This is a genomic window from Saccharopolyspora endophytica (assembly GCF_018070075.1).
Taxonomy (GTDB): Bacteria; Actinomycetota; Actinomycetes; order Mycobacteriales; family Pseudonocardiaceae; genus Saccharopolyspora; species Saccharopolyspora endophytica.
Map to the genome: position 1 here is coordinate 1 of NZ_JAGPXE010000017.1, position 14,259 is coordinate 14,259.

The 14,259-nt window shown below is 67.4% G+C and carries 8 protein-coding genes; 2 read left to right on the top strand and 6 right to left on the bottom strand.

Features of this window, described 5'->3' with window-relative positions:
• The 6 genes from KBO27_RS29490 to KBO27_RS29515 all read right to left on the bottom strand — a co-directional run.
• Positions 1-878: adenosylhomocysteinase (locus KBO27_RS29490; protein ID WP_210973129.1), on the bottom strand; the 878-nt coding region annotated here is incomplete at its 3' end.
• A gap of 47 nt (positions 879-925) precedes the next feature.
• The gene (gene metH / locus KBO27_RS29495; RefSeq protein WP_210973130.1) at positions 926-4,486 is read right to left on the bottom strand and encodes a methionine synthase; all 3,561 of its coding nucleotides are present in this window, start codon (positions 4,484-4,486) and stop codon (positions 926-928) included.
• A gap of 18 nt (positions 4,487-4,504) precedes the next feature.
• Positions 4,505-5,479 carry a PfkB family carbohydrate kinase gene (locus tag KBO27_RS29500; RefSeq protein WP_210973131.1) on the bottom strand — a complete coding sequence of 325 codons (975 nt, stop codon included), beginning with the start codon at positions 5,477-5,479 and terminating at the stop codon, positions 4,505-4,507.
• A 299-nt stretch (positions 5,480-5,778) separates the two neighbouring features.
• Positions 5,779-6,981 (bottom strand): methionine adenosyltransferase, encoded by a 1,203-nt coding sequence (gene metK, locus KBO27_RS29505; protein ID WP_132676344.1) that lies wholly within the window; start codon positions 6,979-6,981, stop codon positions 5,779-5,781.
• Between the two features lie 73 nt (positions 6,982-7,054).
• A complete protein-coding gene (locus KBO27_RS29510) occupies positions 7,055-8,755 on the bottom strand; it encodes a glycine/sarcosine N-methyltransferase (protein WP_210973132.1) in 1,701 nt (566 codons plus the stop codon).
• Between the two features lie 717 nt (positions 8,756-9,472).
• On the bottom strand, positions 9,473-11,242 hold the full coding sequence (locus KBO27_RS29515; protein WP_210973258.1) for an AMP-binding protein: 1,770 nt from the start codon (positions 11,240-11,242) through the stop codon (positions 9,473-9,475).
• 219 nt (positions 11,243-11,461) lie between these two features.
• Here KBO27_RS29515 and KBO27_RS29520 point away from each other — a divergent pair, with 219 nt between their 5' ends.
• The gene (locus tag KBO27_RS29520) at positions 11,462-13,204 is read left to right on the top strand and encodes a glycoside hydrolase family 2 protein (protein WP_210973259.1); all 1,743 of its coding nucleotides are present in this window, start codon (positions 11,462-11,464) and stop codon (positions 13,202-13,204) included.
• An 8-nt stretch (positions 13,205-13,212) separates the two neighbouring features.
• Entirely contained in the window at positions 13,213-14,229 is a 1,017-nt protein-coding gene (locus KBO27_RS29525) for an aldose 1-epimerase family protein (protein WP_210973133.1), read from the top strand.
• Positions 14,230-14,259: the final 30 nt, after the last annotated feature.

The window sequence follows — 14,259 nt, forward strand, 5'->3', positions numbered from 1 at the left end:
ACGATCACCCGGGCACCCTGACCCCGCAGCGACTCCGCCGAACCCTTACCCACATCACCGAAACCACAGATCACCGCGACCTTGCCACCGATGAGCACATCCGTGGCGCGGTTGATGCCATCCACCAGCGAGTGCCGGCAGCCGTACTTGTTGTCGAACTTCGACTTCGTCACCGAGTCGTTGACGTTGATCGCCGGGAACAGCAGACCGTCGGACTTCACCAGCTCGTAGAGCTTGTGAACACCCGTGGTGGTCTCCTCCGTGACACCCTTGATCTCCGCGGCCAGCTTCGTGAACCGCTGCTTGTCCGCCGCCACGGACTTGCGCAGGGTCTCCAGAACGACCTTGAACTCCTCCGGGTCATCCGCGCTCGGCTGCGGCACCGCACCCGCGGCCTCGAACTCCACACCCTTGTGGACCAGCAGCGTCGCGTCGCCACCATCGTCGAGGATCATGTTGGCGACCTTGCCGTCACCGAAGTCCCACAACTGGTCGGTGCACCACCAGTAGTCCTCCAGCGTCTCGCCCTTCCACGCGAAGACCGGGACACCGGCCGGGGCTTCCGGGGTGCCCTTGCCCACCACGACCGCGGCAGCGGCCTCGTCCTGGGTGGAGAAGATGTTGCACGACACCCACCGCACCTCAGCACCCAGCGCGACCAGCGTCTCGATCAGCACCGCAGTCTGCACCGTCATGTGCAGCGAACCCGCGATGCGGGCGCCCTTCAACGGCTGCGAAGCCGCGTATTCCTTCCGCGTGGCCATCAGACCCGGCATCTCGTGCTCGGCCAACCGGATCTGGTGCCGGCCGGCCTCGGCCAGGCCCAGGTCCTTCACGGCGAACTCGAGGCCGTTGACCTTCTGCAACTTGACGCTCATGACTTCCCTTCTGTTTCTTTCTGATCAGCAGCTGATGGACAGCGGAATCAGGTGTTGAAGTACTTGGCTTCCGGGTGGTGGGCGATGATCGCGTCCGTGGACTGCTCGGGGTGCAGCTGGAACTCCTCCGAGAGCACGACGCCGATCCGCTCCGCCTCCAGCAGGTCGACGAGCTTGGCCCGGTCCTCGATGTCCGGGCACGCGCCGTACCCGAAGGAGTAGCGGGCGCCCCGGTAACCGAGCTTGAAGAACTCCCGCACGTCGGAGGGGTCTTCCTGCGCGACGTTGCCGCCGTTGGCCCAGGCCATCTCGCGCCGCACGCGGCGGTGCCAGTACTCGGCCAGCGCCTCGGTGAGCTGCACGCCCATGCCGTGCACCTCCAGGTAGTCCCGGTAGGCGTTCTTGGCGAACAGCTCGTTGGCGAAGTCGGCGATCGGCTGGCCCATGGTCACCAGCTGGATCGGCAGAACGTCGACCTGCCCGGTCTGCTCGGCCTGCTCCCGCGTGCGGAAGAAGTCGGCCAGGCACAGCCGGCGGTCGCGCTTCTGCCGGGGGAAGAAGAACCGGTGCCGCTCCTGGGCGTCGGGCTCCTCCTTGTCCAGCACGACGAGGTGGTTGCCCTCGGTGACGCACGGGAAGTAGCCGTAGACCACCGCCGCGTGCTGCAGGATGCCCTGCGTGGACAGCTCGTCGATCCAATGGCGCAGTCGCGGCCGGCCCTCGGTCTCGACGAGTTCCTCGTAGGTGGCGCCTTCGCCCTTCTTGGCGCCGCGCAGGCCCCACTGGCCGAAGAACGTGGCCCGCTCGTCCAGCAGCTGCAGGTAGTCGTTGACCGCGACTCCCTTGACCACCTTCGAGCCCCAGAACGGCGGCGTGGGGACCTCGACGTCGGCGGCCACGTCGGACCGCGTCGTGTCGTCGTAGCCCGGCTCGTCACCGGCCTCGGCCTTGCGCTTCTCGGCGATGCGCTGGGAACGCGCGCGACGTTCCTTGCGCTCGGCCTTCTTGGCCTCCTCCTCGGCGTCCTCCTCCGGGGAGTCACCGCGCTTGATGGCCATCAGGCGGTCCATCAGGTGCAGGCCCTCGAAGGCGTCCTTGGCGTAGCGGACGTCGCCCTCGTAGACCTCGTCGAGGTCCTGCTCCACGAAGGAGCGGGTCAGCGCCGCGCCACCGAGCATCACCGGGTACTTGTCGGAGATCCCGCGGGAGTTCATCTCCTGCAGGTTGTCCTTCATGATCACGGTGGACTTCACCAGCAGACCGGACATGCCGATCGCGTCGACCTTGTGCTCCTCGGCGGCCTCGATGATGGCGTTGATCGGCTGCTTGATGCCGATGTTGACCACGTCGTAGCCGTTGTTGGAGACGATGATGTCGACCAGGTTCTTGCCGATGTCGTGGACGTCGCCCTTGACGGTGGCCAGCAGCAGCTTGCCCTTGCCGCCGGAGTCGTCCTTCTCCATGTGCGGTTCGAGGTAGGCCACCGCCGCCTTCATGACCTCGGCCGACTGCAGCACGAACGGCAGCTGCATCTGGCCGGAGCCGAAGAGGTCACCGACGACCTTCATGCCGCCGAGCAGGTCCTCGTTGATGATCTGCAGCGGGGCCTTCTCCTGCATGCCGGCTTCGAGGTCGTCCTCGAGGCCGTTGCGCTCACCGTCGATGATCCGCTTCTGCAGGCGCTCGAACAGCGGGAGCTTGGCCAGCTCCTCGGCGCGCGAGGCGCTGGAGGACTTGGCGGTCTGACCCTCGAAGAGCTCCATGAGCTTCTGCAGCGGGTCGTACTCGCCATCGCGCCGGTCGTAGACCAGGTCCAGGGCGACCTTGCGCGGCTCCTCGTCGATCTTGTTCATCGGCAGGATCTTCGAGGAGTTCACGATCGCCGAGTCCAGCCCGGCCTCGCGGCACTCGTTGAGGAACACCGAGTTGAGAACCTGGCGCGCGGCCGGGTTCAGCCCGAAGGACACGTTGGACAGACCCAAGGTGGTCTGCACGGCCGGGTGGCGCTTCTTGAGCTCCTTGATGGCCTCGATCGTCTCGATGGCGTCCTTGCGGACCTCTTCCTGACCGGTGGTGATCGGGAAGACCAGGCAGTCGATGATGATCGCGGACTCGTCCAGACCCCAGTTGGTGGTCAGGTCCTCGATCATCCGCTCGGCGACGCGCAGCTTCCAGTCCCTGGTGCGCGCCTGGCCTTCCTCGTCGATGCAGGTGACCACGACGGTCGCACCGTGCTCGCGGACCATCTCCATGACCCGGTGGAACCGGCCGCCCGGTTCGGTGCCGTCCTCGTAGTTGACCGAGTTGACCGCGCAGCGCCCGCCCAGGTGCTCCAGACCGGCCTCGATCACGTCGGGCTCGGTGGAGTCGACCATGATCGGCAACGTCGAGGCGGTGGCCAGCCGCGAGGCCAGCTCCCGCATGTCGTGCGTGCCGTCGCGGCCCACGTAGTCCACGCACAGGTCGAGCATGTGCGCGCCCTCGCGGGTCTGGGCCTTGGCGATCTCGACGCAGTCCTCGTAGCGCTCCTCGAGCATCGCCTCGCGGAACGCCTTGGACCCGTTGGCGTTGGTGCGCTCACCGACGTTGAGGATCGAGGCGTCCTGCTCGAACGGGACGCTCTGGTACACCGAGGACACCGACGGGATGATCTCCGGCGTGCGCTGGGTGGGGGTGGTGCCGCCCACGGCCTCGGCCACCGCGCGGACGTGGTCGTTGGTGGTGCCGCAGCAGCCACCGACCAGCCGTGCGCCGTAGTCGCGCACGAAGCCCGACAGCGCCTCGGCCAGCTCCTCCGGCTGCAGCGGGTACACCGCACCGTTGGGACCCAGCTCCGGGAGGCCGGCGTTGGGCATCACCGACAGCGGGATGCGCGAGTTCTGGGCCAGCACCCGCAGGTGCTCGCTCATCTCGGCCGGCCCCGTCGCGCAGTTCATGCCGATCAGGTCGATGCCGAGCGGTTCCAGCGCGGTCAGCGCCGCGCCGATCTCGGAACCGACCAGCATCGTGCCGGTGGTCTCCACCGTGACCTGCGCGATGACCGGCAGCTTCTGGCCCGTCTGGGCCATCGCGCGCTTGGCGCCCACGATCGAGGCCTTGGTCTGCAGCAGGTCCTGCGAGGTCTCGACCAGGAAGACGTCGATACCGCCGTCGAGCATGCCCAGCGCCTGCTCGTAGTAGGCGTCGCGCAGCTTCGCGTAGGGGGCGTGACCCAGGGTGGGCAGCTTGGTGCCCGGCCCCATCGAGCCCAGCACGAACCGCTTGCGGTCCGGCGTGGAGAACTCGTCGGCGGCCTCCCGGGCCAGTCGCGAGCCCACCTCGGCCAGCTCCCGGATGCGCTCCGGGATGTCGTACTCGGCCAGGTTGGCCCAGTTGGCGCCGAAGGTGTTGGTCTCGATCGCGTCCGAGCCCGCTTCGAGGTAACCCCGGTAGATCGAGGTCACCACGTCGGGCCGGGTCACGTTGAGGATCTCGTTGCAGCCCTCCAGGTTGGCGAAGTCGTCCAAGCTGAGGTCGTAGGCTTGCAACGCGGTTCCCATGCCGCCATCGGCGACGAGCACGCGCTCGTCGATGGCGGACAGGAACCCGCTGGGATCGTGGTCTGACATGCCGCTACTCCCCGTTCGTCAGCGCAGCTTCGGCCCGACCTCGGCGGCAGCCTCGTCGCCGTAGGCCTCGGCGATGCGAGCCAGGAACGAATCCCGCTCGACGTCGTATTCCTGCGGGCCGTCGGTCTCCAGCGACACGGTCGCCAGCGTGCAGCCCAGCTGCAGCGAGCGCTCCAGGCCCAGGCCGCCCTTGAGGCCCGCGAGGAAGCCGGCGCGAAGCGCGTCGCCCACACCGGTCGGGTCGCCCTTCTGCTTCTCCTTCGGGGGCTCGACCAGCAGCGTCGGCTCGCCCTTGGCCTCGACCTGGACGCCCTTCGCGCCGAGCGAGGTGACCCACTTGCCGACGCGGCCCAGGACGTCGTCCTTGGTCCAGCCGGTGCTCTGCAGCAGGAGGCCGTGCTCGTACTCGTTGGTGAACAGGTACTGCGCGCCGTCCACGAGTTTACGGATGTCCTCGCCTTCCATGCGGGCCAGCTGCTGGCCCGGGTCGGCGAGGAAGTCGTAGCCGCGGTCCCGGCACTCCTCGGTGTGGCGCACCATCGCCTCGGGGTCGTTGGCCGAGATGACGACGATGTCGAGACCACCGAGGCGGTCGGCGACGGGCTTGAGCTCGATCTCACGGGCCTCGGCCATCGCACCGGCGTAGAACGAGGCGATCTGGTTGAGATCGGTGTCGGTCGTGCACAGGAAGCGCGCCGTGTGCTTGGTCTCCGAAACGTGCACGGACTCGGTGTCCACGCCGTGCCGGTCCAGCCACGCGCGATAGTCGTTGAAGTCCTGCCCGACGGCGCCCACCAGCGTCGAGGTCACGCCCAGCTTGCCGAGGCCGAAGGTGATGTTGCCGGCGATGCCGCCGCGACGCACCTCCAGCTCGTCCACCAGGAACGACAGCGAGACCTGCTCCAGCCGGTCGGCCACGAGCTGGTCGGTGAACCTACCGGGGTAGGACATCAGGTGGTCGGTGGCGATCGAACCGGTCACCGCAATCCGCACTTCAATAACTCCTTCACCAGGGCAGGCTGCGGGGAATTCCCCATGCGGGCGGCGCCCCGCAGCCTGCGACAGCTTCGTCGGTAGTGCCCGGAGGACACGTGGAATGGCACGCGGCCGAGGCAGGCGGCGCGTTCGCCGCTCGCCTGGCCACCTGCAGCGTGCACCGTCGCGGACCCGGAGGCCGGTTCTCCTGCGAGGACGCCTCGACGTCGTGCATTGACATGCATCCGTCGAGGCGTCCGGGGGCAGGAGGGTCGCCTCAGGTGCCGGTCGGCACCGCTGCGTTCGCCGTTCCGCTCTTACAGACCGGCAGCGCTCTTGAGAGCCTCGGCGCGGTCGGTCTTCTCCCACGGCAGGTCGACGTCGCTGCGCCCGAAGTGACCGTAAGCCGCGGTCGGGGCGTAGATGGGCCGAAGGAGGTCGAGGTCACGGACGATGGCGCCGGGGCGCAGGTCGAAGACCTCGTTGACCGCGGCCTGGATCTTGACCGGGTCGACGTTCTCGGTGCCGAAGGTCTCCACGAACAGCCCGACCGGGGCGGCCTTGCCGATCGCGTAGGCGACCTGGACCTCGATGCGGCCGGCCAGACCGGCGGCGACCGCGTTCTTGGCCACCCAGCGCATGGCGTAGGCCGCGGAGCGGTCGACCTTCGACGGGTCCTTGCCCGAGAAGGCGCCACCACCGTGGCGGGCCATGCCGCCGTAGGTGTCGACGATGATCTTGCGGCCGGTCAGACCGGCGTCACCCATGGGGCCACCGACGACGAAGCGACCGGTCGGGTTGATCAGCACGCGGGCGTCGCCCGAGTCCAGACCGGCCCGCTCCAGCTCCGGCGCGATGACGTGCTTCTGGATGTCGCCGACCAGCTGGCCGTCGAGGTCGATCTCCTCGGCGTGCTGGGTCGAGAGCACCACGGTGTCCAGGCGAACGGCCTGGTCACCGGCGTACTCGATGGTCACCTGGGTCTTGCCGTCGGCGCGCAGGTACGGCAGCGTGCCGTCCTTGCGGACGTTGGTCAGGCGACGCGACATGCGGTGCGCCAGCGTGATCGGCAGCGGCGCCAGCTCGTCGGTGTCGTTGCAGGCGTAGCCGAACATCAGGCCCTGGTCGCCGGCGCCCTGCTTGGCGATCTCGTCCTCGCTGCCCTCGACGCGCTTCTCGTGCGCCTCGTCGACACCCTGGGCGATGTCCGGGGACTGCTGACCGATGGCCACGTTCACGCCGCAGGAAGCGCCGTCGAAGCCCTTCACCGACGAGTCGTAACCGATCTCCAGGACCTTCTCGCGGACCAGGGTCGGGATGTCCACGTAGGCCTTCGTGGTGACCTCGCCGGCGACGTGCACCTGGCCGGTGGTGACCAGGGTCTCCACGGCGACGCGCGAAGCCGGGTCCTGGGCCAGCATCGCGTCCAGGATCGAGTCGCTGATCGCGTCGCACATCTTGTCCGGGTGGCCCTCGGTCACCGACTCACTGGTGAACAACCGGCGGTTGATCTCACTCACGACTGCTCCTCACCTCACAAGCTTTGCAGCTTTGATCCTTGCGTACGGTAGTCAAGTTATTTACCGGGGGGACCTAGACTCGGGCGTGAATGATGCCCCACGCGAGGTTCCCCGCCTTGCCCCCCGACACCCAGTTCTTGAGGCCGGTCTTCATCTTGGTGCGGTAGGCGTCACTGATCTTGTCGGCAAGATCACCCTCTCGCGATTCCAGCTCCTGCAGGACTCGGCCGTAGTGGATGGCCAGGTACTCGGTCAGGTCGTCGAACTCGAAGGTCTGCAGACCCAGTCGGGCCAGCTCACGGCGGTAGAAGCCGGGCGACCCCATCGTGTCCAGGCTCAGCCGATCGAGGATCGGGCCGAGCTCCGAGCGCTTGGCGGAATCGGCCGCCATCGGGTCGGTGAACAGGAACGACCCGGTCGGCTTGAGGACTCGGCTGACCTCCTCCAGCACGCGCGGGCGGTCGCCGCTGTGCAGGATCGCGTCCTGCGACCAGACGATGTCGAAGGCGTTGTCCTGGAACGGGATGTCCTCGAAGGAGCCGTCCTTGACCTCGATGAGCTCGTCGAGCCCCGCGGCCCGGTTGAACTCGACGTTCCGGGCGTTCTCCACCTCGGAGAGGTTCAGGCAGGAGACCTTGCAGCCGTAGGTCTTGGCCAGGTAGCGGGCCGCGCCGCCGTAGCCCGCGCCGATGTCGAGGATCTTGGTATCCGGGGTGATGTCGACCTTGGAGGCCATCCGCTCGACGGTGCGCCGGGAGGCGGTGTCGATGTCCTGGTCCGGGGTCTCGTAGAGGCCGACGTGAATGTCGTTGCCGCCCCAGACGTGGTAGTAGAAATTGTCCGCGTCTTCGGAGTTGTAGTAATCGCGGGCGGTGTGCACCGCGGTCGAGTAGACGTCGGCGAGATCGTCTTCCTCGACGTACTTCTTCTCCGCGACGTGGATGTAGAAGTCCGGCTCGCCTTCCTGGTAGGTCTCCTGGAAGTCGCCGTAGGTGTCGATCCGCTGGAACCCGACCTCGCGCATGAGGCGGCGGACGTAATTCTTCCGCAACGGGTACATGTTCAGGAAGAATTCAGATTTGTCCGGGAAGGTGTACTTGAACCTCGCCAGACCCTCGTCGACGTAATCCGGCTCGGCGGAAACGTCCTCACCCGCGTAGTAATAGGTGTGCTTCGAGCTGAATCCGTCGTCCAGAATTGAGTCGTAATTCCGCTGATCGATGATCAGAACGCCGTCGTGCTTCAGCATGGCGTAGAACTCGGCCAGGGTCTTGCGCCGATCCCGCTCCGAGAACAGGTGCGTGAACGAGTTCCCGAGGCAAATGATCGCGTCGTATTCGCCGTGGACGTCACGATTCAGCCAGCGCCAGTCGGCGTGCACGACGCGCAGAATGTGCCCGCCGTACTCGAGCCCGTTCTGGAATGCTTTGGCCAGCATCTGCGGGCTGCCGTCGGCGGAGACGGCCTCGAAGCCCTCCTCCAGCAGCCGGACCGAGTGGAACCCGGTTCCGGTGGCCACATCCAGGACGGACTTGACTCCACGAGCCTTGAGCTGGTCGATGAAGAAGCTGCCCTCGCTCTCGTAGCGCTTCTTCCAGTCGATCAGATCATCCCACTTCTCCACGAATCCACCGACGTACTCGTGGGTGTAGTGGTCCGACTCGCGGACTTCCAACGGATTTTCGCCGAAAACCTGCTCTTCACGCGCCACGAGATCGGCCGTGTCAGGCGAACCAGCCTCGTCAGAAGTCAAGTCGTCCACGCTCTTGGCCATTTTCACTCCCACCACTCACGTTGGTCATGCGCCAGCCCACGCACTTCAGGCATGCGCAAATCCGTGCCACGAGCATGTCGTCTCGCGGCCGTGCGGGTCGCCACTGCGAAAAAAGGCAACACCTCCGACCGGCGCGGGCAGCCGAGAAAATGCTCAAGGCCGCAGCACCAACGCCGATCGCACTCGGTCGGCACCCTTGCCAACCGGCGTGACGCATTTCCGTGCGTCGCTTAACCAACCTAGGCGAAGGAGATCACGAAGCAAGCGTACAAACGTGTGACGGTAATCACCGCAATGCGATGAATGCGTGATTCCCATTGTCACCCTGGGTGAAAAAATGCGCGACCACCAGGGGATATTGGAGATCATTTTGAGGTCGATAACGATCACGCGAGTGCAATAAAACACCGGAAGATGTACACTAACGCGCGCCCGATATAGCACAATGTTTGCGCTATATCAAGAGTTCCGATCGACAAAGATTTTGTGAATAGCCGATGCGGCGGTTGACTTTTTGCTCCCCGTAACCCTTGCATCGAAGAGCGGAGCACGGATGTTACGGCTTTCCGGTCCGCAGCGCCATAGCTTTTTCAGGACTATCCGTCAATCGGTGCATCCGCCCTGGCAACGCCGAACCGATCCAGCGCCCCGGGCGGCGCCGACACCGTCCGGACCGGGAGCGAACCCGGGCCGGATCACGGCGCCAGCGGCCCTCAGTCAGCTCCTGAGGCCGGGGAAGTCCTCATCGCGGTACTCACCCCGCGCGCGCTCCCCCGAATCGTGCAAATCGCTCTCCCTGCCTCGCAGCTCCACCCGCCGGATCTTGCCGGAGATGGTCTTGGGAAGTTCGTAGAACTCCAGCCTCCGCACGCGCTTGTACGGCGCGAGGTTCTCCCTGGCGAACCGCAGGACGGACTCGGCCGTGCGCTCGTCGGGCTCGTGACCGGCGGCGAGCACCACGTAGGCCTTGGGCACCGACAACCGCAGGTCGTCCGGCGCCGGCACCACCGCCGCCTCGGCGACCGCGTCGTGCTCCAGCAGGACGCTCTCCAGCTCGAACGGTGAGATCCGGTAGTCGGAGGCCTTGAACACGTCGTCGGTGCGCCCGACGTAGGTGATGTAGCCGTCCGCGTCCCGGGATCCGACGTCCCCGGTGTGGTAGTGACCGCCGCGGGTGACCTCGTCGGTGCGGTCGGTGTCGTCGGCGTAGCCGGTCATCAGGCCCACCGGCCGGGGCTGCAGGGCCAGGCAGATCTCGCCCTCGTCGGCCTCCTCCCCCGTCGCCGGGTCCAGCAGGACCACGTCGAAACCGGGCAACGCCCGGCCCATCGATCCCGGCCGCACCTGCTGACCAGGGGTGTTGGCGACCTGGACGCTGGTCTCGGTCTGGCCGAACCCGTCGCGGATGGTCACGCCCCAGGCCCGGCGCACCTGCTCGATGATCTCCGGGTTCAGCGGTTCACCGGCCCCGACGACCTTCGCCGGCGGGGTGCTCAGCGAGCCGAGATCGGCTTGGATGAGCATCCGCCACACCGTCGGCGGCGCGCAGAAGCTGGTGATCGCGCAGCGCTGCATCTGCTCCAGCAGCCCGGCCGGGTCGAAGCGCGAGTAGTTGTAGATGAACACCGTCGCCTCGGCGTTCCACGGCGCGAAGACGTTGCTCCAGGCGTGCTTGGCCCACCCCGGCGAGGAGATGTTGAGGTGGACGTCCCCGGGTTCCAGGCCGATCCAGTACATCGTGGACAGATGCCCCACGGGGTACGAGACGTGGGTGTGTTGCACGAGTTTCGGCTTCGCCGTGGTTCCCGAGGTGAAGTACAGCAGCATCGGGTCCTCGGCGCGGGTCGCCGCATCGGGGGTGAAACCCGGATCCGATCCCTCGCTTTCGGCGTAGGAGTGCCATCCCTCCACGATGGACCCGACGGCGATGCGGGTGTAATCGCCCGGAACGTCGGTGAATTTCGCCGCGTCGTCCGATGTGGTCACCACGTGCCGCGCCCGGCCGCGGTCCACCCGGTCGCGCAGGTCCGCCGAACCCAGCAGCGGGGTCGCGGGGATGATCACCGCGCCCAGCTTCATCGCGGCCAGGATCGTCTCCCACAGCTCGACCTGGTTGCCCAGCATCAGGATCAGCCGGTCGCCGCGGGCGACGCCGAGCCCGCGCAACCAGTTGGCGACCTGGTTGGAGCGGCGGGTCATCTCCGCGAAGGTGATCTTGCGCTCGCCGCCCGCGGCCTCGACGATCCACAGCGCCAGCGCGTCCGGGCGGCGCTCGGCGATGGTGTCGAACCACTCCAGCGCCCAGTTGAACTCCTCGAAGCGAGGCCAGCTGAACCCCTGCCTCGCCACGTCGTAGTCCTCGCGATGCCGCAGCAGGTAGTCGCGTGCGGTCCGGAACGTCTCACCAGGCGCACTCGCCGTCGCTTCGCCGAACACCCCGGTCCCCCTTTCGCCTCGGCTGCGCTGCCGGGGAAAGAAGTGGACCATGTCCACGACGGGCTCGGCCACTCCGACGAGCCGAGGCGATTGCTCCGATGTGCGGGTCCTGGCTCGTCGGCGTTGACTCCTCGTGCGGTTGTGGTCATTGTTGTTGATTACTGGTGATTTTCTTTCGGAATTTCCGGCGTCAAGGAGGACACCGTGTTCCGACCTGTCACAACGATTGCCACCGCCGTCCTGCTCACCTTCTCCGGAGTACCCGCTTCGATGGCCGCACCCGAACCGGCCTGGCAACCCCAGGCACCACCGCTGACCACGCCGTGGACCGACCAGGTCGGCCCCGACAACGCCCTGCCCGAGTACCCGCGCCCGCAGCTGACCCGCGAGCGCTGGCTGAACCTCAACGGCCTCTGGGACTACACCGGCGGCGACAACGCCACCGAGCAGATCCTCGTCCCCTACCCGCCGGAGTCCGGTCTTTCGGGCGTGCAGCGCCACGACGACCAGATGCTCTACGAGCGCATCTTCGACGTGCCCGCCGACTGGTCCGGCCAGCGGCTGATCCTGCACTTCGGCGCCGTCGACCAGCGCGCGGAGGTCTCGGTCAACGGCAAGCAGGTCGCCGTGCACGAAGGCGGCTACACCGCCTTCTCCGCCGACATCACCGACGCCGTCGAACCCGGTGCGCCGCAGCGGCTCACCGTCGCCGTCTCCGACGGCAACGAGACCCAGCCCTACCCGGTGGGCAAGCAGCGCAACGACCCCGGGGGCATCCTCTACACCGGCGCCTCCGGCATCTGGCAGACCGTCTGGCTCGAACCCGTCGCCCCGGCGCACATCACCGGGCTGGACATCACCCCGGACCTGACCGGTTTCGGCATCACCGGCAACGCCGCCGCCGACAACGGCGAGCAGGTCGAGGTCGCGGTGCGCGACGCCGAGGGCAACGAGGTCACCAGGACCAGCGGCCCGGCCGGCGAGCCGGTGCGCGTGGACGTCCCGCAACCGCACCTGTGGACGCCCGACGACCCGTACCTCTACGACCTGACGGTGCGGCTGCTGGGCGCTGACGGAGCCGTGCTCGACGAGGTCGGCAGCTACACCGGTCTGCGCACGACCGGCCTGGTCAACGACGAGCAGGGCCGGCCGCGGATGGCGCTCAACGGCAAGATCGTGTTCCAGCACGGTCCGCTGGACCAGGGCTACTGGCCGGACGGCATCTACACCGCGCCGACCGACGAGGCGCTGCGCTTCGACCTGGACAAGACCAAGGAACTGGGCTTCAACATGGTCCGCAAGCACGTCAAGGTCGAACCGGCGCGCTGGTACTACTGGGCCGACAGGCTCGGCTTGATGGTCTGGCAGGACATGCCGTCGCTGCCGATCGACCTGGCCATCCCGCCGGAGGACAGCCCGCCTCCGTCGGAGGAGATGAAGGCCCACTACCGCGCCGAGTGGGTCGACATCATCGACCAGCTGCGGAGTTCGACCTCGATCGTGGCGTGGGTGCCGTTCAACGAGGGCTGGGGTGAGTTCGACACCGCCGAGATCACCGATCTGACCCGGCGCACCGACCCGACCCGGTTGATCAACCCCTCCAGCGGGGTGAACTGCTGCTACTCGCTGCCCGACAGCGGCGCGGGCGACATCTACGACGACCACACCTACGTGGGTCCCGGTGCGCCGACGGTGAAGGACGGCCGGGCGATCGTGGACGGCGAGTACGGCGGGCTGGGCCTGGCCGAGGAGGGCCACCTGTGGCCGGGCGAGCCCAGCGCGTACGAGATGACCGAGAGCAGGGAGCAGCTGACCCAGCGCTACGGCGAGGTCAGCGACGAGCTGGCGCGCATCATCGGGGCCAACGGCCTGTCGGCGGCGATCTACACGCAGACCACCGACGTGGAGAACGAGGTCAACGGTTTCCTCACCTACGACCGGCAGATCATGAAGCCGGACGTGGCCTCCGTGCGCGCGCACAACACCGCCGCCATCGAGGCGGGAAGCCGGTGAGGAGTCCGATGAGATCAACGGAGATCAACAGACGTGGTGCGCTGCTGGGGGCCGCAGGGGCGGCCGGTGCGATGGCGGCCCTGCCCGGGGTCGCGCAGGCCGCGCCCGGCGGTCCCCCGACCGCCAGCGGGCACCTCTACGAGATCGGCGCCGGGAAGCATCGGGTGGTCGTCGGCGGCGTGGCCGCCTCGATGCTGTCCTGGAAGGCCGACGGCCAGGAGATGCTGCTGACCCACGACCCCGACGACGTCGGCGAGGGGTACCAGGGCAAGACGATCCTGCCGTGGGCCAACCGGATCGACCACGGCGCCTACACCTTCGAGGGCCAGGAGCTGCAGGTCGCGATCACCGAACCGGAGCGGGACGCCGCGCTGCACGGGCTGATGAGCTTCGTGGAGTGGTCGCCGGTGCACCACCGCGCCGATTCGGTCGTGCTCGAGCACGTCCTGCCGCCGGACTACGGCTACCCGTTCCAGCTGGCGTTCCGCATCGAGTACCGGGTGGACGACCGCGGTTTCTCCAGCACGCTGTCGGCGACCAACGTCGGGCGCGGCCCGGCGCCGTTCGGCACCGCCAACCACACCTACCTGGCGGCGGCTCCGGGCAGCCGGATCGACGACATCGCGCTGGAGATCCCGGCCGACACCTACTACGTGGTCAACGACCGGCTCATCCCGACCGGCACCGCGCAGGTGGAGGGCACCGACTACGACTTCCGCACCGCGCGGCCCATCGGCGACACCACGATGGACACCGCCTTCACCGGCCTGCACCACTCGGGCGGTGAAGCGGTCGTGCGCTTCGGGCGACCGGACGTCGACGTCGAGCTGTGGGTGGACGAGACCCACCGGTACCTGCAGGTCTACACCGACGACGATCCCAGCACCGACCGACCGGGCCGGGCGGGGTTGACCGTGGAACCGATGACGTTGGCGCCCAACGCTTTCGTCACCGGTGACGGATTGATCGTCCTGCAGCCGGGGCAGACCCACACCGGCAGCTGGGGCTACCGCCTCGCCGGGTGACCGCGTGACGTTCGGGGGGTGGAGGTTTCA

Coding starts and splice junctions, on each gene's coding strand:
- metH (WP_210973130.1), bottom strand. CDS start 4,486: ATGTCAGACCACGATCCCAGCGGGTTCCTGTCCGCCATCGACGAGCGC.
- KBO27_RS29510 (WP_210973132.1), bottom strand. CDS start 8,755: ATGGCCAAGAGCGTGGACGACTTGACTTCTGACGAGGCTGGTTCGCCT.
- KBO27_RS29515 (WP_210973258.1), bottom strand. CDS start 11,242: ATGGTCCACTTCTTTCCCCGGCAGCGCAGCCGAGGCGAAAGGGGGACC.
- KBO27_RS29520 (WP_210973259.1), top strand. CDS start 11,462: ATGGCCGCACCCGAACCGGCCTGGCAACCCCAGGCACCACCGCTGACC.
- KBO27_RS29525 (WP_210973133.1), top strand. CDS start 13,213: ATGAGATCAACGGAGATCAACAGACGTGGTGCGCTGCTGGGGGCCGCA.